This is a genomic window from Ruegeria sp. CG3 (assembly GCF_056537205.1).
Window position 1 is genome coordinate 1,494,261 of record NZ_JBQFRC010000001.1, and the last position, 19,191, is coordinate 1,513,451.

At 57.1% G+C, this 19,191-nt stretch carries 19 protein-coding genes and 1 pseudogene; 14 read left to right on the plus strand and 6 right to left on the minus strand.

The features are described from left to right. Positions 1–211: 211 nt before the first annotated feature. Together ACR0NB_RS07390 and ACR0NB_RS07395 are read right to left on the minus strand one after the other, a co-directional pair. A complete protein-coding gene (locus ACR0NB_RS07390) occupies positions 212–415 on the minus strand; it encodes a hypothetical protein (protein ID WP_058283652.1) in 204 nt (67 codons plus the stop codon). Between the two features lie 236 nt (positions 416–651). After that, positions 652–1,419 carry a helix-turn-helix transcriptional regulator gene (locus ACR0NB_RS07395; protein ID WP_093962973.1) on the minus strand — a complete coding sequence of 256 codons (768 nt, stop codon included), beginning with the start codon at positions 1,417–1,419 and terminating at the stop codon, positions 652–654. A gap of 153 nt (positions 1,420–1,572) precedes the next feature. Here ACR0NB_RS07395 and ACR0NB_RS07400 point away from each other — a divergent pair, with 153 nt between their 5' ends. From ACR0NB_RS07400 to ACR0NB_RS07420, 5 genes are read left to right on the plus strand one after another with little or no spacing between them, the layout of a single operon-like run. Beyond that, positions 1,573–2,673, plus strand: coding sequence for an ABC transporter ATP-binding protein (locus tag ACR0NB_RS07400; protein WP_237216008.1), 1,101 nt, complete (start codon positions 1,573–1,575; stop codon positions 2,671–2,673). A gap of 34 nt (positions 2,674–2,707) precedes the next feature. Continuing rightward, positions 2,708–3,871 (plus strand): ABC transporter substrate-binding protein, encoded by a 1,164-nt coding sequence (locus ACR0NB_RS07405; RefSeq protein WP_093962198.1) that lies wholly within the window; start codon positions 2,708–2,710, stop codon positions 3,869–3,871. Positions 3,872–3,909: 38 nt separating this feature from the next. Continuing rightward, complete coding sequence (locus tag ACR0NB_RS07410) at positions 3,910–4,761, plus strand: ABC transporter permease (protein ID WP_142638982.1); 852 nt, start codon at positions 3,910–3,912, stop codon at positions 4,759–4,761. A gap of 7 nt (positions 4,762–4,768) precedes the next feature. Beyond that, positions 4,769–5,590 (plus strand): ABC transporter permease, encoded by an 822-nt coding sequence (locus ACR0NB_RS07415; protein ID WP_480775311.1) that lies wholly within the window; start codon positions 4,769–4,771, stop codon positions 5,588–5,590. Between the two features lie 18 nt (positions 5,591–5,608). Next, a complete protein-coding gene (locus tag ACR0NB_RS07420; protein ID WP_171236888.1) occupies positions 5,609–6,367 on the plus strand; it encodes an SDR family NAD(P)-dependent oxidoreductase in 759 nt (252 codons plus the stop codon). A 93-nt stretch (positions 6,368–6,460) separates the two neighbouring features. Here ACR0NB_RS07420 and ACR0NB_RS07425 read toward each other — a convergent pair whose 3' ends face one another. Both ACR0NB_RS07425 and ACR0NB_RS07430 read right to left on the minus strand, forming a co-directional pair. Beyond that, entirely contained in the window at positions 6,461–6,613 is a 153-nt protein-coding gene (locus ACR0NB_RS07425; protein WP_170408147.1) for a hypothetical protein, read from the minus strand. 109 nt (positions 6,614–6,722) lie between these two features. Continuing rightward, entirely contained in the window at positions 6,723–7,766 is a 1,044-nt protein-coding gene (locus ACR0NB_RS07430) for a helix-turn-helix domain-containing protein (RefSeq protein WP_170357385.1), read from the minus strand. A 191-nt stretch (positions 7,767–7,957) separates the two neighbouring features. On the opposite strand from ACR0NB_RS07430, the gene ACR0NB_RS07435 reads away from it, so the two are divergent. The 7 genes from ACR0NB_RS07435 to ACR0NB_RS07465 all read left to right on the plus strand — a co-directional run bounded on the left by ACR0NB_RS07435 (position 7,958) and on the right by ACR0NB_RS07465 (position 15,435). Continuing rightward, positions 7,958–9,475: a metal-dependent hydrolase family protein gene (locus tag ACR0NB_RS07435; protein WP_480775312.1), complete on the plus strand. Its 1,518-nt coding sequence runs from the start codon at positions 7,958–7,960 to the stop codon at positions 9,473–9,475. A gap of 51 nt (positions 9,476–9,526) precedes the next feature. Then, entirely contained in the window at positions 9,527–10,912 is a 1,386-nt protein-coding gene (locus ACR0NB_RS07440; RefSeq protein WP_480775313.1) for a metal-dependent hydrolase family protein, read from the plus strand. Between the two features lie 73 nt (positions 10,913–10,985). After that, positions 10,986–12,665, plus strand: a complete 1,680-nt coding sequence (locus ACR0NB_RS07445; RefSeq protein ID WP_480775314.1) for an amidohydrolase family protein — start codon at positions 10,986–10,988, stop codon at positions 12,663–12,665. 140 nt (positions 12,666–12,805) lie between these two features. Further along, positions 12,806–13,135, plus strand: coding sequence for a hypothetical protein (locus ACR0NB_RS07450; protein ID WP_170357382.1), 330 nt, complete (start codon positions 12,806–12,808; stop codon positions 13,133–13,135). A 78-nt stretch (positions 13,136–13,213) separates the two neighbouring features. Then, positions 13,214–13,579: a DoxX family protein gene (locus ACR0NB_RS07455; RefSeq protein WP_170342826.1), complete on the plus strand. Its 366-nt coding sequence runs from the start codon at positions 13,214–13,216 to the stop codon at positions 13,577–13,579. 41 nt (positions 13,580–13,620) lie between these two features. After that, positions 13,621–14,874 carry a carbohydrate porin gene (locus ACR0NB_RS07460; protein ID WP_170365936.1) on the plus strand — a complete coding sequence of 418 codons (1,254 nt, stop codon included), beginning with the start codon at positions 13,621–13,623 and terminating at the stop codon, positions 14,872–14,874. Between the two features lie 285 nt (positions 14,875–15,159). Beyond that, on the plus strand, positions 15,160–15,435 hold the full coding sequence (locus ACR0NB_RS07465; protein ID WP_480775315.1) for a hypothetical protein: 276 nt from the start codon (positions 15,160–15,162) through the stop codon (positions 15,433–15,435). 189 nt (positions 15,436–15,624) lie between these two features. Here the strand turns inward: ACR0NB_RS07465 and ACR0NB_RS07470 are convergent, their stop codons facing one another. Next, positions 15,625–16,662 (minus strand): AraC family transcriptional regulator, encoded by a 1,038-nt coding sequence (locus ACR0NB_RS07470; RefSeq protein ID WP_480775316.1) that lies wholly within the window; start codon positions 16,660–16,662, stop codon positions 15,625–15,627. 524 nt (positions 16,663–17,186) lie between these two features. Between ACR0NB_RS07470 and ACR0NB_RS07475 the strand changes: the two genes are divergently transcribed. Continuing rightward, positions 17,187–18,530 (plus strand): metal-dependent hydrolase family protein, encoded by a 1,344-nt coding sequence (locus tag ACR0NB_RS07475; RefSeq protein WP_170357380.1) that lies wholly within the window; start codon positions 17,187–17,189, stop codon positions 18,528–18,530. A gap of 68 nt (positions 18,531–18,598) precedes the next feature. On the opposite strand, the pseudogene ACR0NB_RS07480 reads toward ACR0NB_RS07475, so the two are convergent. Beyond that, positions 18,599–18,739: pseudogene (locus tag ACR0NB_RS07480) on the minus strand (IS3 family transposase); the annotation flags it as partial. 239 nt (positions 18,740–18,978) lie between these two features. Here ACR0NB_RS07480 and ACR0NB_RS07485 point away from each other — a divergent pair. Further along, positions 18,979–19,185 (plus strand): cold-shock protein, encoded by a 207-nt coding sequence (locus ACR0NB_RS07485; protein ID WP_170357379.1) that lies wholly within the window; start codon positions 18,979–18,981, stop codon positions 19,183–19,185. Positions 19,186–19,191: the final 6 nt, after the last annotated feature.

The window sequence follows — 19,191 nt, forward strand, 5'->3', positions numbered from 1 at the left end:
AAGCGGTCTGTGGTTCTCCAATCAAATCGGCCGACCTTAAGTTTACAGTACACGGTTGTGGAGAGTGAGAAGGATTTGTTGTCTTCACTTCCGGAAGTATAGTGTCTCAATTGGCACCCTTATTGCATGCTGAGCAGGACGTTATGGCTCACGAGCGTCCAGATACCTTCCGGTTAAGCCCTTTTGAGTGTCAGATGGTATCGTCCCAAAATTAGGTTGTTGGTTGTTCGGGTGCGTCACCTAGAGCCAGCAGCAGAAGAATAGCCAAAAGAGGTGATCCAACCAGACCGATCAGGAACCAGATCAAACCGGATCGGTTGCGCCGCCCTGCCATCGTGATCGGCAGGATATAAAGCCAGATCACGACAACCAGCAAGATGAGCATAAAAATCAACTGGATAACTGGTGCGTCCATGAAATTTTGCCTTTCGTATCTTGACGCCATTTTAAAAACGGCTGATCCGGTTAGATAGACAATGGCCCGAAAGCGTTTTCGGGTATTAATTTAGCCCAACATGGGTCCCGGGCGTCCCAACCCTCTCCCTTTGCGTTCCTTGGCTATCAGACAGTGCCGTCCAAATGTTTGGTGTTTTTCGGGTCACAAGGTAGCAAGGTCGGCAAAACGGATAAAGTGGGTGTTCAAGGAACCTTTTAAAGCGCCTTTTCAATGAACTTTGAAAAAAGCTCACCCTGCGAGTTGATCCTAAGTTTCGCGTAAATGTTGCGTCTGTGGATGCGGACTGTGCCTGGAGAGATGCCGAGAATTGTGCCAACAGCTTCTGCCGAATGGCCCTTCAATGTGAACTCAACGACTTCTCGTTCTCGTGGCGTCAGAACGCCATCGCCAAATGCCTGGAATGCTAGATCAACGCGACGACTAACGCCATTCGCTGCGGCGCCGCGGGCCATCGTTGGAAAGTCACTCCAATGTTTGCAACAGGCTGCCCGAACGAGCGGCCATAGAGCGTGCAAATGACGAATTTCCTTGGCGGAAAAAGGCTTCTCTGCTCGCATGAGCGAGACCACAACCATCCCAGCGCCTGGGATATCGATAAAGTAGCCAATCTCCTCTGCTAACCCAGTCCTTTTGTAATAGCTGCGATAGTATTCGCCCTGATAGAACCTGTCCGGTGCGATATCGCGCATGCGGTACAGACCCGGTGTTATTGGTTTTGTCGCGGCCAAAAAAAATGGATCAAGTACGTAGGGCCCGGCTTGGTAATCCTCAACAAAAATACGCCGTTTGCTTTTGGGGAAATCGTCGTGAAGGTCTATTGGTGCTTCGGTTCCAACATGGCCAAACACCACCGTAAAATCAAATGGTGCGACCTGCCGTAAGCCATCTGCCAAAGCACATGGAAATTCTGGGGTTCCGATCTTCTCCACGACCCTGCCGGCCTCTTCCATCCAATCGTACACACGCCGCTCCAGATTTTCGAAAAGCACCTCTGTACCCCAATTGTGGTATATACAGTTATTCCGAGTTATTGTTACTTTTTCCTTGTTTGAGTGGTATGCCAACAAATGCCAAAAAATCAAGCAAAAGGAAAACGGCAGTATATGAGCTTTGACATGAGCGTCACCATGCAGACGATTGCGGAACTCCGAGGAGTGACCAAGACCTTCGGGAATGTGGTCGCCGCCAAAGACCTGAATCTTTCCATTGGGAAAGGAGAGTTCCTGTCGTTCTTAGGCCCATCTGGTTGCGGCAAAACCACTGCGCTTAGAATGTTGGCAGGTTTCGAGAAGCCAACCGAAGGTCAGGTGTTGCTCGATGGAGAAGTCGTCAACGACTTGGATGCGCACCATCGCCCAGTCAACATGGTGTTTCAGCACTATGCTCTTTTTCCTCACCTAAGCGTGTTCGACAACATCGCGTACGGCCTGCGCCAACAACGACCACGCGTAGACAAACAAACAATCGCGACAAAGGTTGAGCAAGCGCTGGAAACTGTCCGTCTTGGTGGGTTTGGCCCACGTCGCATCTGGGAGATGTCTGGTGGTCAGCAGCAACGCGTCGCTTTGGCGCGTGCGATCGTAAACGAGCCCAAGCTTTTGCTGCTTGATGAACCAATGGCTGCTCTGGATCGAAAGCTTCGAAAAGAAATGCAGTTTGAACTGCAGAACCTGCAACGACAACTAGGGATAACTTTTGTCCTCGTCACGCACGACCAAGAAGAAGCGCTTTCAATGTCCGACCGAATTTGTGTGATGGAAGGCGGCAGTATTGTGCAGGTTGGCAGCCCACGCGAACTCTATGACATGCCCCGCAGCCGCTACGTGGCTGGATTTGTAGGCACCTCAAATTTCTTTGATGCAACTGTGACTGACTCAGCAGCCGACCAAATCACTGTGCGTTTAGCGAGTGGCCAAAAGGTGCACGGAACTCCGGAGATTCCAATAGATGCAGGGCAGGAAGTGTGCGTTAGTATCCGTCCTGAACAGATCACGCTGACCCGCGCGCTACCCACAGCTGAAATCGCTCTGCCAGTTACCATTCAAAATCGGATCTTCCTTGGGGAGCACACAGAATACCTTGCGCGCAACGAAGCACTGGGTGATTTCCATGTACTTGTGCCAAGGCAAGCGGAATTGAACGAGGGGACGTTCAATGCAGGAGAGCAGGCCTTTGTTTCATGGGGCGAAGGCGCACTGCTGATCCTGGAAAAATAACAAATCCCGCAATCCAACAACAGAGAGGTTCACAATGACCAAGGATAATGGGACTATTTCCAAGCAAAAGTTTATGGAAGAGCTTCGCCGGTACCAAAAGGGTTCGGTTACACGGCGACATTTCTTAGGCGTGACAGGTCTTGGGATGGCAACGGCCGTTCTGGGCACGGCCATTCCTGGGTTGCGTCCACGCCCGGCATTTGCTGCCGGGGACATTGGCGACCGAGTGATCCTCGCCACATGGCCGAACTACCATGACGAGATGAACTTCGAAGCCTTCACGGAAGCCACTGGCGCCCATGTTCAGGTCAATGTTTTTGGCTCGAATGAAGAGATGTTGGCAAAACTACAGGCTGGAGGGTCTGGCTGGGACGTTTTCGTTCCAACCAACTACACGATCACTACGTATGTGGGTGAAGATCTGATCATCCCGCTCGATACGTCCAAACTGCCAAACTACGACGCAGGTTCATTCGAACAGCGCTTTTCCGATGCCGGTTCTGTCGATGGCCAGCTTTACGCGGTCCCAAAAAACTGGGGCACGACAGGCTTTGCAGTGAACACCAGCAAGCTTGACGGCGCTCCGACTCCAACCACATGGAAAGAGTTCTGGGACCTTACTATGGAAGGTTACTCAGGCCGGACAATGGTGCATGATTACCAACTCACCACCATCGGTAATGCCCTGAAATACTTCGGCTACTCCTTCAACTCGGTCGATGAGAAGGAACTGGCGGATGCCGAGAAATTGTTACTGGATGCCAAACCGCATCTGTTTGCAATCTCGTCGGATTATCAGCCACCGATGCGTAACGGTGACGCCTGGATGACGATGTGCTGGACAGGTGACGGCAAGCAGATGAATGTCGACATGCCTGAAATCGCCTACGTTCTGGGAACTGAGGGCGGTGAACTCTGGTCCGACTACTACGCTATTCCTAAGGGCGCACCCCATATGGATGCCGCTTATGCCTTGATCGACTTCCTGCTGAACCCGGAAGTTAATGCGAAAGAAGTCCTCGCCCACGGCTATCCATCGGCTGATGCTCGCACCAATGCGTTGCTGCCGAAGGAACTACTGGAAGATCCGATCCTTTATCCGGCAGCTGACCTTCTGAATGCACTCGAGTTCGGCGCGGCGGCTACACTAACCGATCCAAACCGTGCCGAGTTGCTCGCCCGCTTCAAGTCGGCCTAAGCGGCAAGGCCGCCAATATCGGAAAAGACGAGGACAAAATGACCGAACGAGGCAGAAAAGCACTGTTGCTGGCTCCAGCAGGAATATGGCTTTTGGTAATGCTAGCCCTTCCTCTGCTGGTCGTCTTCGTCTTTTCCTTTGGCGAACGGGGTGCCGCCGGAGGCTACGTTCCAGCGTTCACGTTGGAACAATATGCCAACCTTCCTGCGCGATGGACGGCGTTTAAGAACACTTTGATCCTTGCACCTCTGGGGACTATCGCTGCGTTGGTAATTGCCTACCCGCTCGCCTACTTTCTTGCAGTGCGTTGTTCACCAAAGTGGAGAACTTCGCTGTTGATCCTAGTGATCGTGCCGTTCTGGACATCGATCCTGATCCGGTCATACGCATGGATTTTCATCCTTGGGGGGCGTGGCTTGCCCGCTTTACTGGAGTCGATCGGCATAGATGATGTCCGCCTGATAAATACGCCGTTCGCTGTGCTTGTGGGGATTGTCTATGGGTATCTACCTTTGATGGTTTTCCCAATCTTTGTAAGCTTGGACAAACTGGATAAACGCCTTCTGGAAGCCTCGGCTGATCTCGGCTCTACTCCGTGGCGTACGTTCCGTCAGGTGACACTTCCTTTGTCGGTACCTGGTATCGCAACTGGCTGCATGCTGGTCTTCATCCTGCTGATGGGCGAGTTTCTGATCCCAGCGATCTTGGGCGGCGGAAAGGTCTTTTTCGTCGGAAATGCGCTGGTGGACCTGTTCCTACAGTCTCGAAACTGGGCGTACGGATCGGCGGTCGCAATGACGCTGGTTGTCGTAATGCTTGTCACTGTCTCGATTTACATGAAATTCATCTCGCGTCTGGGTGGCCAGCGCGAAGATGTCTCGCTGATGTGAGGATCCGATGCGCTTATACGCGATTTGCGTCTACCTTTTTCTCTATATTCCCATCGGCATCATCGCGCTTTTCAGCTTTAATGCCGGTCGACACGCAAGCCAGTTCATGGGTTTCTCGACCCAATGGTATGGCAAAGCGCTGAACAACCCATTTGTTATGGACGCGCTCGAGACCAGTCTGCTTGCAGCATTCATAACTGCTTGCCTCGCATCCACACTCGGAACCATGGCGGCCATCGCTTTACAAGGGGTTAAGGGATGGCTCCGAACTTTGTTCGACGCAATGATTTATGTTGCGATAATGATACCCGGTATCGTCATCGGTATCGCGACACTCATTGCCCTGGTCACCGTTTTCGGCTGGCTAAACCCACTTCTTGCGAGCCTATGGCCCGATGGAGCAAATCCCCCGCAACTTTCCATGGGGATGCCCACGCTTGTCGCCGCGCACACCATGTTCACAATGGCACTGGTCATAATCATCGTTCGTGCAAGACTATCGGGCATGGATCGTGCGCTCATGGAAGCTTCGGCTGACCTCTTTGCGACGCCCTGGGGCACCTTTCGGCAAGTGACGCTGCCGTTGATAGCACCGGCGATTTTGGCGGGTTTCCTGCTTAGCTTCACTTTCTCATTTGATGATTTCATCATCGCGTTCTTCGTAGCTGGCTCGGAGACAACCCTGCCAATCTACATATTCTCATCCATCCGACGCGGCGTAACGCCCGAGATCAATGCCATCGGCACTATGGTTATGGGCGCGTCGCTCTTGTTGCTCGTTGCAGCGCAACTGCTTTTGCGCCGAGGCGCCTCAAAATCGAATAGTTAAATAAAGGAGCCAAGTGAAATGCGGCTTGCAGGTAAAGTCGCGCTCGTGACGGGCGCGGGATCAGGAATTGGTCGGGCGGGTTCAATGGCAATGGCACAAGAGGGTGCGCATGTTGTGGTAACGGATCGCGATGCAACTCTTGCTGAAGACACTGTGGCCGCGATCGTTGCGCAGGGGAATCAAGCATCTGCCCTACAGCTTGACGTGACTGATGACGATGCCCTTACCAAAGCCATAGACGAAGCAGTAAAAAACTTCGGTCGGCTTGACGTGTTGCACTCTCATGCTGGGTTGCAGATCGAAGGAACGCTGGAAGAAGTGGAACCAGATGGAATGGATGCATCTTGGGCATTGAATGTCCGCGCTCACTTCATTGCCGCGCGCGCAGCCGTCCCCCATATGAAATCACAAGGTGGAGGCAGCGTGATCGTCACGGCCTCCAATTCTGGGGTTCAATACGACCGGGGGATGATCGCCTATGCGACTACAAAGCACGCAGCTGTTGCGATGGTTCGGCAGATGGCAGCCGACTACGCTGTCCATGCAATCCGTTTCAATGCCCTATGTCCAGGATTTGTAGACACCCCTTTCAATGCAGGCTTCGAAAAGCAGATGGGAGGCCGTGCCAAACTGGAAAGCTACATCGAGCAGGCGATCCCCATGAGTCGATGGGCGACAGTTGAAGAGATTGGCCATGGGATTGTCTATTTAGCTTCAGATGAATCCGCTTTTATGACGGGGCAAGCCCTGGTTATCGATGGCGGTGAATGCATTTAGTGATGGGTTAGACCGCTCAAGAGAATGTCTATCGCCGCAATTCATTTTGGCGAGCACATTTCAGTCCGCTTTGGGCTCGAGGCAGACGTTCGCTCACCTACGCTCAATGACTGCATTGCGGACAAATCCGCCGCTCCCATTGCCGAGAACGATGGAGGCAATCAGCCCAAAGCGGTCATGCTTGATCAGCACGTTGGGCGGCAAGCGGGAGTTCGCTGCGGATAGCATGGAGGTCTCCTTTCCCATCGATTGCTCCCCGCGAAGGGCTCGCCGGTTCATGCATCTCTTCGGCATTACCATTGGCGACCGAGGTTCCAAGAGATTGCGGTAGTCGAGAAGTCGCAGCGGGGTCAGGCTAATCTGCAGGCGCTCCGGCAATTTGGGCCTCTTGTGCCTCCTTATTGCGCCAATCTTTCGGGGATATGCCGAAGTTCCGCGTGAAGGCTCGGGTGAGTGCCGATGTTTCGGACAAGCCGACCAATTGGGCGATCTCCTTGATCGAATGATCAGATGTGGTGAGCAGTTCGGAGGCCTTTTCCATCCGCAGCCGGTTGATCACCTTGGACGCCGTTGTTCCGTAGGAGGACAAGCGCTTGTTCAGCACCTTGGTGGTGATGCTGCACATCCGGGCGGCCTCGCTCACCGTCAGCGCCGGATCGGACAGCCTTGATCGCACGAGAATTTCGAAGCCTTCGAGGTAGTCCAGGGGCACATCGACCTGAACCGGTTCTTCGATATCATTGTCGTGGTTCACGAGGAGTTCGGGGTTGATTGGAAGCGACAGCCAGGCCGCCGGAAAGCGGATGGAGAATCCCCTGTTGTTGCACTTGATGCCCCGCACGCCATGAAACTGCTCCGGCAGCAGGGTCGGATCGCAGAGGCGCAGAACAACCTGGGTTGGATCCCATCGGAAATCGAGAACACGGTGCAGCAGGGAGATCCAGATCCCGACGAGAAAGGCGTCCGAATGGCCCGGCGACACCTCGGGTTCGAAATTGCGACTGGTGGTGAAGTAGGCGTGTTCCTCCTCGATCAGGAGCCGGAAGGACACCGCGTTGCTTTCCTTCGAGACGATCTGGGTGAACCGGGTGAAGAAATCGCCAAGGGTCACCGACTGGCCGAGGAGCGCCCCACGCGGCAGGAACTTCAACAGGTCTGTCTGTTGTCCCGCCAAGGCGCAGATATCCGGCCGGGTGATGTCGGCGATGGAGGCCAGCGCCGCATAGACCGTGTCATGCGGGATGAACTCGGCCGGGTTCAGGACCTGTTCCTCGCTCAATCCATGCAGCCCGAGCGCAAAGGCCGGATCCGCATCGAGCCGCCGCATCATCGCTACGACGGGGCCGAGGACCGTAGCACGTACGAGGGACAAACCGTCCTTTTGTTCTCCTTGCGGCATCCACATCACCCTTTCGCTCTCCGACACGCTACGGGCGCGGGCGCCTGACGGCCAAGCAGAAATTGGCTGAAATTGACCGGATCGGGTCAGAAAAATGCACCACGGGATCAGCGGGTCAAAAGAATCTCGGGGCACATGTGCATAGTGGGAGGATCGGTCCGCAGGAAGACCGACCCCTGGGAGGACACCGAATGACAACACTCAACCTGAAGGCGTTGCTGCCGGCCATGTCAATGGCAATTGCGCTCACGACGCCTGCCATTGCGCAGGATATCCCCAACATTCCCTCGGAGGTCACGCTGTTCAAGAACGTGATGGTCTTCGACGGGGTGAATGACGGCTTGAAAGATGTCGACGTGCTCGTCGTCAAGAACAAGATTCACAAGATTGCAGAGGACATTCCCGAATCCGGAAAGTGGGAAGTCGAAGTTCGAACGGGCGGAAGCAAGCGCCTGCCCGATCCTGTTGGCGGTATCGACGGCTATTCTTTCACCATCCAGACCGAACGCGGTATCGAGACCAAAGAGGTCGAGGTCAATGTGATCGACGGCGGCGGACGCACCTTGATGCCGGGACTGATCGACAGCCATGTGCATGTGAATATGTACAAGGATGGCACGATCCCGGGCCTTCAGGACACGACATGGGAGGAGATCGGCGCACGTTCTGCGGCCTTTGCGCAGGAAATGCTGGCGATGGGCTTCACAACCGTGCGCGACATGTGCGGTGCACATGGTGGACTTCGTGCGGTAATCGACGAGGGTTCGCTTCCGGGCCCGCGGATATACTCGTCCGGCGCCTGCCTCAGCCAGACCGGTGGTCATGGCGACTGGGGGATCGCCGGGCAACGCAAGAACGAAAGCAATCTTGAACGGCTGGAGATCACGCGGCTTGTCGACGGCCCTGCCGAAGTGCTCCACGGCGCGCGGCGGAACTTTGCGCTTGGGGCCAACTACCTCAAGATCATGGTCAGTGGTGGTGTGACCTCCATCAAGGACCCGATCTACCAGTCCGCCTTTACAGACGAAGAAATCGCCGCTGCCGTCGAGGTGGCCGGGGACATGGATTCCTATGTCGCCATGCATGTCTTCATGGATAGCGACCTGTCGCGCGCGCTCGATCTCGGGGTCAAAGTGGTGGATCACGGCCTGACCATAACGGAACCGACGATGCAGAAGCTGGTAGAGAAGGAAGCGTTCTTCTCGCCCAACCTGACCGCGTTGGCGCCCGAGGCGCTTGAGCATCCGATGCACCAGGACCCGACCTTCCCGCCGACGGCGAAGTTCCTCTGGTTGCGGAAAAACAGCGAGCAGTTGTTTGATCTGGTGCGGAAGTACAAGCCGAAGATGGTGTTCGATTCCGACTACGTGCTGCTGACCGGTGTGCCGTACCGGCAGTCGATGGACTTCACCAAGGCTTTCATGGCGCGTGAGTTCGGCAACCTCTGGGCCTTGCAGATGATGACCTCGAATGGCGGCGAACTGGCCGCACTGACGGGACGCGGAAACCCCTATCCCGAAGGCAAGCTCGGCGTGATCGAGGAAGGTGCCTATGCCGATATCCTCATCGTTGACGGAAACCCGCTCGAAGACATCACTGCCATCGGCGCTGTCGATACATGGTTCGATGCCGAGCCACGCGGGCAGGACGTGCCGAGCATTCGCGTCATCATGAAGGACGGCAAGTTCTACAAGAACACGTTGAACTGAACTTTCGGCGGGGCGCTGGCCCCGCCGTCAACATTGCGGAAGGGCAAACTTATGAAGCATCTTTTCAAGTCCACATTACTGGCGGGCGTGGTGTCGCTCGCTGCCGGCATGTCCTCTGCGCAGGACGAAGCGCTGCCGCAGACCCTGTTCACCAATGTCCATGTTTTTGACGGCGTGAACGAGGCGCGGATCGAAAACGCCAGCGTTCTGATCGAAGGCAACCTGATCAAGGAAATTTCGACGGACGGGATCGAAGCGCCCAACGCAACCATGATTGACGGCGGCGGGCGCACGCTCATGCCGGGGATGCATGACCAGCACGTGCATTTGCTGGTGTTCAACCCGCTCAGTGACGGGTTGCGCCAGAACATCACGCCCTTCCATCTTGGTGGCGTTGCAACGATCCGGTCCGAGCGCATCCTGATGAACGGGTTCACGACGGTTCGTGACCTCGGCGGACCGGCAAAGTCCATCGCGCGGATCATCGATACCGGTATGTTCCCCGGCCCGAGGATCTATTCCTCGGAGGCCTTCATCACGCAGACATCGGGCCATGCCGATTTCCGCAAGCTGAACGACCGGCATCCAACCCTGTCGGGGCAAGGCCCATCGCATTGGGTCGACACGGACATGAGCTTCATCGCGGATGGCCCGGAGCAGATCCGCATGGCGGTGCGCGAGAACCTGCGGCGCGGGGCAACCCAGATCAAGGTCATGGTCAGCGGTGGGGTCACGTCCGAGTTCGACCCGCTGCATTCGCTTCAGTACCAGGCGGACGAGATCCAGATGGCGGTCAAGACCGCCGAGCAATGGGGCACCTACGTCACCTGCCACGTGTTCACCGAGCAGGCGATCCGCAACTGTATCGACAACGGTGCAAAGACCGTTGAGCACATCCCGTTCCTGACCAAGGAGGCCGCCGAGATCATGGTCGAAAAGCAGATCATGTTCGCGACGGCGGTAGCCCCGGTCTACTCGGTGACGACCGAACAGGCGGAAGCCTTCTACACGCCAGCCTCGTTCGCCAAATGGAAGAGTGTCCGTGACGCCGCCGCCAACATGATCGAGGTGATCCAGACGACACCGGGCATGATCGACCTCTACACTCTGGGCACCGATCTCATCAACAACTGGGACCAGACGCTTGAGCAGGACAAGAAGATGAACGACGAGTTCAAATACCTGCACGAGGCCAAGTTCAAACCCTTCGACATTCTGCGCATGGCCACATCGAACGGCGCCCGCATGAACCGGCTTACGGGCTTGAACAATCCGTATCAAGACGGCCCGCTCGGCGTGGTCGAGGAAGGCGCTTACGCGGATCTCCTGCTGGTCGATGGCAACCCGCTCGAAGACATCCTTCTTCTGGCCGATCCTGATCCCAACCTGAAGGTCATCATGAAGGACGGCGTGATCTACAAGAACACGCTGGACTGAGGAGAGCGCGGGGCGGTCTCCCTCGTCCGCCCCGCGTTTTTTGCCCGACGCAATCATCCCGGAAGGACTGACCGTGAAACGCCTCACTCTTGCCACTCTCATGGCCCTCTGCAGTTCGATGGCGGTTGCTCAGGAGTGCGACGTCGCGCTTCTCAACGGCCGCGTCATGGACCCGGAAACCAATCTTGATGCCGTGCGCAATGTCTGCGTGACCGGCGACAGGATCACCGCGATCACCGAAGATGCCTTGACGGGCAAGCGCGAGATCGACGTTTCCGGGCATGTAGTCGCGCCGGGATTCATCAACACCCATTCGCATTCCTTTGGCGGCTTCGATCAGAAGATGATGGCCCATGATGGCACGACGACGATCCTCGATACCGAGAGCGGCGTGGCGGATGCCGACCTGTTCTACGACAAGTACGAGGGCAATTCCTTTCTCAACTTCGGTTCCGGGATGGGGCACGAGGAGATCCGGCGTGTCGTGATGGATGGGGTTTCAGTCGAGCTGGCATCCGATCCGACCTACATCCTCAAGTCACGCGGTGCAGCCGAGGAAGAAGACGGACATGCCAGCTGGGCGCTGGATATTCCGACTGCGGATCAGCTCGTCGAAGTCATGACCATGTATGAAAAGGGTCTTCGCGCCGGGGCGATCACCGTCAACACGACGGTGGGATACATGGGATACAACACCTATCCGAAGGAGATTTTCGCGCTTCAGAAAATGGCGAAGAAGTATGACCGCTTCTTTGGCGCCCATACCCGTTTCGGTCCGACCGAGAGCCTGCCGCTCTACTATTCCTTGGGCGCAAACGAGGTGATCGCAAACGCCGTTGCGCTCGACGGGGCCCTGATCCTTTCCCACATCCAGAACCAGGGGTGGGAAGAAATCTACGAACTTGCGCGCCGCCTGCAAATGCGCGGAATGACCATCTTCGCGGAATACTACCCGGCCATCACCGGCAATCCGAACATCGCGACACCGCAACTGCTGCCGGACAAGATCGAGGCGAACAATATCGTTCCGACCCGCGATATCTTCGATACCAGCACCGGCGAACTCTACGAGTCCGACGAGGAGTTCTTCCGGCAGCAGAAGGAGGATCCGAGCAAGCCGATTTTCATCACAGTCCGCCCCGAAGCAGACCTGGAGCGCTGGATCCACATGAAGGATATTGCGATCGCCAACGACATCGTCGGCTTCACCGTCGATGGCGAACCGCTGCCGATCGAGGCCGATTTCACGGAGTACGGGGGGCACCCGCGCAATGCCGGCACCTATGGCATCGTGTTCCGCGAGGCCCGTGAACAGGGCATCGCGCTGATGGAGATGGTGAACAACGCCTCCTACATTCCCGCGAAGTACTTTTCCAAGGTGGGCCTGAAGGCGATGCAGGAACGCGGCCGGATGCAGGAAGGCATGATCGCGGATATCACGATCTTCGACCCCGACACGATCACCGAAACATCATCGATGAAGAAGGGCATGAACGGCTCCTTCACCAAGGGAATCCCCTACGTTCTGGTGAGCGGGCAGGTCATTATCGACGACGGTGTCGCTAATATCGACCTGCGGCCCGGGCAGCCGATCCGTTACCCGGTCATCGAAGGGGGCGAGTTCGATCTGGACCTCGGGGACAAGGAATTCACCTGGCACGCCGACATCGAAACGCCAGAGGATGAGCATTCCGAGTTCCCGCTCCGCCCTGCCGAGCTGGAACACTCCATTCCCGGAGCTCCGGGGCATTGAACCCACAAGAACGGTCAGGGCAGCCATGCTGTACTGACCACAACATCGAAGCAATTCCGGGTGGCAAGATGAACAGGATCCTTCTTTCGACAGCCCTTTGCGTCTCTGCGACAGTTGCAGCGGCGCAGGACACAAAAGACATGCGCACCTTCCTGTTTATCGGCGCATCCAACAGCGCCGCCTGGGAGATGCAGATCGCCAATCCCGGGGACCGCGCGGCCTCGGTGAAGGGTGGGATCGAGGCGCTCGGCGGCGAGCTTTTGAGCTACTATTGGGGGCTTGGGAACGGGAAGAACTACATCACCGTCGCCCTGCCGGACGACCCCACCTTCATCCAGGCCTTCTATGTCAGCCGTCTCGGTGACGGGTTGCTGGAGGATTACCAGATGATCGAGTTGATGAGCAGCGCCGACATGGCCGAAGCCCTCGCCCGTGTGCCGGAGATCAAGGCGCAGGACGATCTCAAGTAACCGGACTGCACACTTGGGACGATCCAGAAGGGAACATCAAATGAACTTCAGCCCTGTGTGTGTCGGCGGAGTCGTATTATGCAAATAGTTGCCATTGGCCTGCTGTCCGCCTTCTTTCTCTTCGCCAGTTCGATCAAGATCCTTGGCTGGCAGAAGCTCATCTTCGAAACGCAACTGGCGATGTTCGTCAAATACGGGCTGAACCGTCAGATCATGGCGCTTGTCGGTGGTGTCGAGCTTTTCGGGGCGGTGGCGATCTGGTTTCAAGGCAGCTTGCTCGGGCCGCTCGGGGCCGCTGCCCTTCTGGGCACGTCGCTTGGCGCAATCGGTTGTCATCTGATCTGGGACACTTGGAAAGACGGTGTGCCTGCCATGATCACGGCTACGCTTTCGGCCTTCGTCCTCTGGACGGGCCGGGATGTCGTACTGGCGATACTTGCATGAGCGGGCCGAAGAAGAATCAAGAGCAACAAGAGAGACCTCATATGGGACAGGCAAGGCTTCTCGGTACGGTCATCGTCGCTGGCTTCTGGTTATCAACCGGAGCCTTGGCGCAGGAAAGCCGGCCAACGTCCGCCCTGGAGGCCGCCGCAGCGGTCTCGCTCGGTGGCCCGGCATCCACGCAGGCCCAACTGGAACAAGACCGAGTGCGGCGGTTGCAGGACTCTCGCTGGCCGGGGCTGGATGCGGCATTGGACCCCTTGGAGGCATCGCGGCAACGCTTTGCCGAACGCACCGGCCTGAACCTCTCCTTCGACTACCAGGCCTATTACCAGTCCGCGACCGAGAGCCTGACCGATATCGACGAGGCCGCCTTGGGCCAGGCGCGCATTCTGGGCCAGTGGACGCTGCTCAATCGCGGCGGCGAAAATCCCGGGCAATTGGTCTTCACATTGGAGAACCGCCATCTGCTCGGCACGGACATCGCGCCAAGCGGGCTTGCCGGGGAAATCGGCTATGCGGGCGTCACCGCAACGACATTCAGTGACACCGACACGACCCTCTCCGTCGCCTACTGGTCCCAGACGCTCGCTGGCGGGAAGGCCGGTTTCGTGGCCGGCCGGATCGATCCGGGAGACTACTCGGACATCCTCGGCTACGTGAACCCACGCACGACTTTCTCCAATTTCTCGATCCTGTTCAGCCCGGTCCTGCCGATCCCCGATCCCGGCTTCGGCATTGCGGGGGGCGGTTTCCTGACCGACCAGATCTATGCCCTCGGTGTCCTGTCGGATGCAAACGGCTCGCTGACCGATGTCGAGTGGTTTCCCGGTGGCCCCGAGTTCTACAAATACGCCGAGATCGGATGGACGCCCGAACGCTCGAAGCGCTTTCTAACCAACGTTCACCTCGGGGTATTTCACGTCGATGAACGCACCGAGGCAGGCGTGCCGGAGAGCTACGGGGCGATCCTGTCTGCCAACCACACGATCAACGAGGAATTCATGATCTACGGACGCCTCGGCTGGTCGGAGGGTGAGGCGCCGATCGCCCGACGCGCAGCCAACGCTGGACTTCTATGGCGGCCGGGCCTCTATGACGACCTCTTTGGGTTTGGCGCGACCGTTGCGGACCCGGTAGATGAAACGCTCGACACCCAGACCACAATGGAGGCCTTCTATCGGTTGGACCTGTCGGACAATGTCGCCCTGACGGCGGACGTCCAGCACATGATCAACCCGGGCTTCAACGATCAGGACACGACCGTTTTCGGCTTGAGGCTGCGGATCAATCTTTGACCTGAGTAGCGGCGGATAGAATGCCGTCTGGTTGGGAGTGTCGTGCCTGCGCCGGAACGGCCCATGCAGCCATCGCGGCCAAGGAGGCGACCCCTTGGATGATTGGCATTGCGTCAGGCGAAAGTCTTGACGGCAGAACAACCGTCGAATTTGGCTTGTTGCTCTGCAATGTCAGCCATTCCAATGAAGCTGTCGGATGCTCTCAAGCGGGGGCATGGCGGTTCGCTTAGATCTTTCCACGGAAGGCGGCCACGGAGGTCGCCACCGTCAGAAAGGTTGGAACCGATGACAAACACCCTCAAGAACACCGTATTCGCCGCCCTTGCCGCCTCACTCGCCCTCGCTGCCCCGATGGCCGCCAATGCCGGTGACATCGGTGAGAAAGCCCTCAAGGGCGCTGTGGCCGGCGCCGTGCTGACCGAAATCACCGGCGGCGACGCCAAGGACGGCCTGGCCCTCGGCGCAGCCGCCGGTGCGCTCGGTGGCAAGATCGCCGAAGACCGGGATCGTCAAGATCGCAAGGACGATCGCAAGAAGGGTGGCAACACGCACAAGCGCTGATCCCGCAACGAGACAACCGGAACGGTTTACCCCTTCCAACCGACGCTGGAGAGATCCGGCATCTGCTTCAAACCCGTTAGGCCTCATGCCTGCCGGGTTTGTTGCGTCAGGGTGGTTCAGGAAGACGGAGAAACGTGAAAGTGCGGGCCTATGATCCGAGCAGTCCGGCCTCTACTCAGATCGTTCGCCCTATGCCAGGGGCGCTTCTGTTGCTGGCTGCTCCCTGAAGTCGCTGGGGGGCTGTCCGTACCATCTTCGGAATGCCGTGCTGAAGGTACTGGCGTCGCTATATCCGAGAAGATAGGCGATCTCGGTGAGCGGAAGCGTGCTGTTGAGCAGATAGTCCCGGGCCAGAGCCTTTCGCAGATTGGCGACGACCGCTGCGAAGCTCGTGCCCTCGTCGGTCAGTCGGCGGGCCAGCGTTCGGGCGCTCATCCCAAGTTCCGCCGCAATTGCGTCCTGCTGGGCCGTGCCGGCTGCAAGACGCGCCGTGATCTGCCTCTCAACAACCCGGGCCACACTGTTGGGTGTCTGCGGCATCCGAGCCAGCGTGTTCTCGCAAATGACCGAAAGCGTCCGCTGCAAGTTGTCGTCGGCCGTCAACAGCGGCACATCCATATCAGCCGCCTTGAAGGCAATGCTGTTCTCCGCGGCACCAAACAGGACATTGCAGCCAAAGAACCTGTCGAGGGCCTCGGTGCCGGTCAGCCGCTGATGCGCGAACCGAACATGCGTCGGACGGATTTGCCGATTGGAGTAGTCCCGCAGGGCGAAGACCGTGCCAACGGCTCCAAACTCGGCATATTGCCCGGTCGGAATGCTTGCTGGCACATCGTAGTGCCAGGTCAGCCGGGTGGTTTCCGGGCCTTCTTCCATGGCCGTCTTGCTCGCGTCACCGATCACGCGCTGAAAACGGGTGATGTTTCGAAGGTAACCGCCAACGGTAGGTGCCGAAACGCCGACATAGGCGAGCAACCCGGCCTTCCTCACCAGGTCCGGCGACTGTGCCAGGCGGTATCCGACAAGGTCGTCCCTGGTCAAAGCGCTCGCCTTTTCAAACAACCAGGCAGTCTTGTCGAAGGACCAGCGAGCATCCGGGTCTTCGAGTTGAGATCTGGTTATCCCGAACTCCTTTCGGATATCCCGCTCGGAAAGGCCTGTTTTCTTCAACTCACCGACAATGATCTGTCCCCAGATTGCGTTGTGTTTTGGAATCTCGGATTCCATTTCTGGTCCGTAGTCTCGGTGTCTGACGTGTTGCGCCACGTTAAGGCCCGTCTGACCTTCTTGCCAGTTGCCAAAGCCAACGTTCGAACAACGCAACGCCCGTTTCGTTCAATACCCGCAGTGCCTTTCACACACTCGCCACCAAGGTAGGCGCGACGTCGGTCGCGAGTAACTCGAGATCCGTGCGGTGTGACACACCGAGTAGCGGCGCACATCGTCCGGGTTGGGCAGCTTGCTTGTTCGCTGTGGCTTTCGAAGCCGCCATTCTCGGCGCGCTATTTAAAAGTCCGCTCTGGGCCGGAGGCGTCAGGAGGCTCCACCAAGGTGGTCACGCGGCCCGCCTCAGCGCCGCATGGCTGCTTTGAACCCAAAGCCGGTGTTCTTGCTGCGAAGGATTACCTTCAGTTGAACACCCTAAAAAATCTATACCTTACGTCACCCTCTTCATCAGGTTTACCAGATGGTTTTACAGGCGAGCCTGAGGTAGCCTTCAATAACTTCTTCGCCATCTTGAGGGTTAAGTTATGATCTCCAAACGCGTATTTTTGTCCAGCCTTGCATCGACCGCTGCGCTGGCGCTGGTGCCGGCGCGAGCCCGAGCTCAAGCTCCAGATGCAACGCTCTTCACGAACGTGCGTGTTTATGACGGGATGTCTGATGAGTTGACCGAACTCACGAACGTTCTTGTCGAAGGGGAAATGATCAAGGATGTCTCGCCCGCTGTTGATGCCGCGCCAGAGGTGCCGCGCATCGATGGAGATGGACGGACCTTGATGCCGGGGCTCCTCGACATGCATGTGCACCTTCAGTGGAACCAGGACCCTGCTGGCTTCCTGACAGCACGTCCAGATTACATTGCTGCATTGGCATTGAGCGAAAGTGAAGCCACCCTGATGCGTGGTTTTACCAGTGTCCGCGATACCGGTGGCGGCATTCTCGGTGTGGCGCGCGCCATAGATGAAGGGCTTCACCCCGGCCCACGTATTCAGGCCTCGAACGCTGCGATTTCAATGACCGCCGGTCATGGCGACCTTCGGCCGCGATCCGTGCGTCCGAGAGCCTTCGGCGGGCCGCCGTTCACAGAAGCGGAGCGACTTGGGATCACACTTTTCGCAGACGGGGTTCCTGAAGTTCTGGCGGCTGCACGCGAGCAGTTCCGGCAGGGTGCGCACTTCATCAAAGTCTTTTCAGGCGGCGCCGTTACTGGCCTCTACGACCCATTGGATATCAACGAGTATTCGCCGGCAGAACTCGAAGCGGCAGTAGAGGAGGCCAAACGTTGGAACACTTACGCGACCTCGCACGCATACATGGACACATCGGTTCGGGCCGCCATTGAGGCAGGTTACCAATGTATTGAACACTGCAACCTCATGACGCCTGAGTCGATGGAGTTGGCCGTGGAAAAAGGGGTCTGGCTTTCAACCCAGGTTGGCTTTTTTGCAGCAGACATTCCGGCAGGGTTCACGCCCGCCCAGGCAGAACGCCAAAAGATGGCGTTTGATGGTCTCGACGCCATGCTTCGATTAGCGCGAGAGTCCGGCGCTAAGATTGCACTCGGAACAGACTTTGTCGGATCGAGGCAAACGAAAGCAACGCAGTTGGAGGAATTGCAGCTCAGGACGCCATGGTTCAGCAACGCCGAGATTTTGCGGCAGGCAACAGGTCTGAATGGTCAGCTTTGGGACTTGACCGGCCCGCGTAATCCCTACCAGGCTGGTCCAGTCGGTGTCATCCAACCCGGAGCCTACGCAGATATTCTGCTCGTGGACGGAGACCCGATTGCCGACCTTACGGTCATGGCCTCTGCGGACAATTTCGATGTGATTATGAAGAACGGCAAAGCGCACAAGAACAATCTGGCCTGAGAGATTTGCCGAGGGTCAAGATAGACACTTGAACCGCCCCGGGTTTTCCGGAGGCTGATTACTCCGTTTCAGGCGACTTTATCGAACTCGTTACGCTGTTCATAGAACTTCTCCTCGGCTTTTGCTGGCGGGATGTTTCCGATGGTCTGCAGCAGGCGGCGGTTGTTGAACCAGTCGACCCATTTCAGGGTTTCCCATTCGACGGCGTCGGCGGTCAGAGGTGGTTCGGTTCGTTTGAACAGTTTCGAGCCCGGCAGTCTCAAAGCCTCTGTTGTTAGCCAAAGCATCAGGGCTTGTATCGTGCGTATCCAAAGTCCATATATACGTGGCTTACGTTTTTCTTTTTCGACCTGCTGTCTCCTCAATTCGGCGTTCAGTCCCTCGATTCAGACCGACCACGCCGAGTCGCTGCAATGATGCGGGCGACAAGCATTAGGAGACTTCCACCATGGCAAATGGCACAGTAAAATGGTTCAACTCAACCAAAGGTTTTGGCTTTATCGAGCCTGAAGATGGGAAGCGCGACGTGTTCGTGCATATTTCCGCACTTGAGCGTTCCGGCATTAGCGAATTGAAGGACGGCCAGAAGGTTACCTTCGACGTCGAAGCTGGCCGTGACGGACGCGAAAGCGCTTCCAACCTGGCACTCGCATAGCCTGCT

Bases quoted from the DNA above. Each gene is read 5' to 3' on its own strand.
- ACR0NB_RS07390 (WP_058283652.1), bottom strand. From the start codon at position 415: ATGGACGCACCAGTTATCCAGTTGATTTTTATGCTCATCTTGCTGGTT.
- ACR0NB_RS07400 (WP_237216008.1), top strand. From the start codon at position 1,573: ATGAGCGTCACCATGCAGACGATTGCGGAACTCCGAGGAGTGACCAAG.
- ACR0NB_RS07405 (WP_093962198.1), top strand. From the start codon at position 2,708: ATGACCAAGGATAATGGGACTATTTCCAAGCAAAAGTTTATGGAAGAG.
- ACR0NB_RS07410 (WP_142638982.1), top strand. From the start codon at position 3,910: ATGACCGAACGAGGCAGAAAAGCACTGTTGCTGGCTCCAGCAGGAATA.
- ACR0NB_RS07415 (WP_480775311.1), top strand. From the start codon at position 4,769: ATGCGCTTATACGCGATTTGCGTCTACCTTTTTCTCTATATTCCCATC.
- ACR0NB_RS07420 (WP_171236888.1), top strand. From the start codon at position 5,609: ATGCGGCTTGCAGGTAAAGTCGCGCTCGTGACGGGCGCGGGATCAGGA.
- ACR0NB_RS07425 (WP_170408147.1), bottom strand. From the start codon at position 6,613: ATGGGAAAGGAGACCTCCATGCTATCCGCAGCGAACTCCCGCTTGCCG.
- ACR0NB_RS07430 (WP_170357385.1), bottom strand. From the start codon at position 7,766: ATGCCGCAAGGAGAACAAAAGGACGGTTTGTCCCTCGTACGTGCTACG.
- ACR0NB_RS07435 (WP_480775312.1), top strand. From the start codon at position 7,958: ATGACAACACTCAACCTGAAGGCGTTGCTGCCGGCCATGTCAATGGCA.
- ACR0NB_RS07440 (WP_480775313.1), top strand. From the start codon at position 9,527: ATGAAGCATCTTTTCAAGTCCACATTACTGGCGGGCGTGGTGTCGCTC.
- ACR0NB_RS07450 (WP_170357382.1), top strand. From the start codon at position 12,806: ATGCGCACCTTCCTGTTTATCGGCGCATCCAACAGCGCCGCCTGGGAG.
- ACR0NB_RS07455 (WP_170342826.1), top strand. From the start codon at position 13,214: ATGCAAATAGTTGCCATTGGCCTGCTGTCCGCCTTCTTTCTCTTCGCC.
- ACR0NB_RS07460 (WP_170365936.1), top strand. From the start codon at position 13,621: ATGGGACAGGCAAGGCTTCTCGGTACGGTCATCGTCGCTGGCTTCTGG.
- ACR0NB_RS07465 (WP_480775315.1), top strand. From the start codon at position 15,160: ATGACAAACACCCTCAAGAACACCGTATTCGCCGCCCTTGCCGCCTCA.
- ACR0NB_RS07470 (WP_480775316.1), bottom strand. From the start codon at position 16,662: ATGGAATCCGAGATTCCAAAACACAACGCAATCTGGGGACAGATCATT.
- ACR0NB_RS07475 (WP_170357380.1), top strand. From the start codon at position 17,187: ATGATCTCCAAACGCGTATTTTTGTCCAGCCTTGCATCGACCGCTGCG.
- ACR0NB_RS07485 (WP_170357379.1), top strand. From the start codon at position 18,979: ATGGCAAATGGCACAGTAAAATGGTTCAACTCAACCAAAGGTTTTGGC.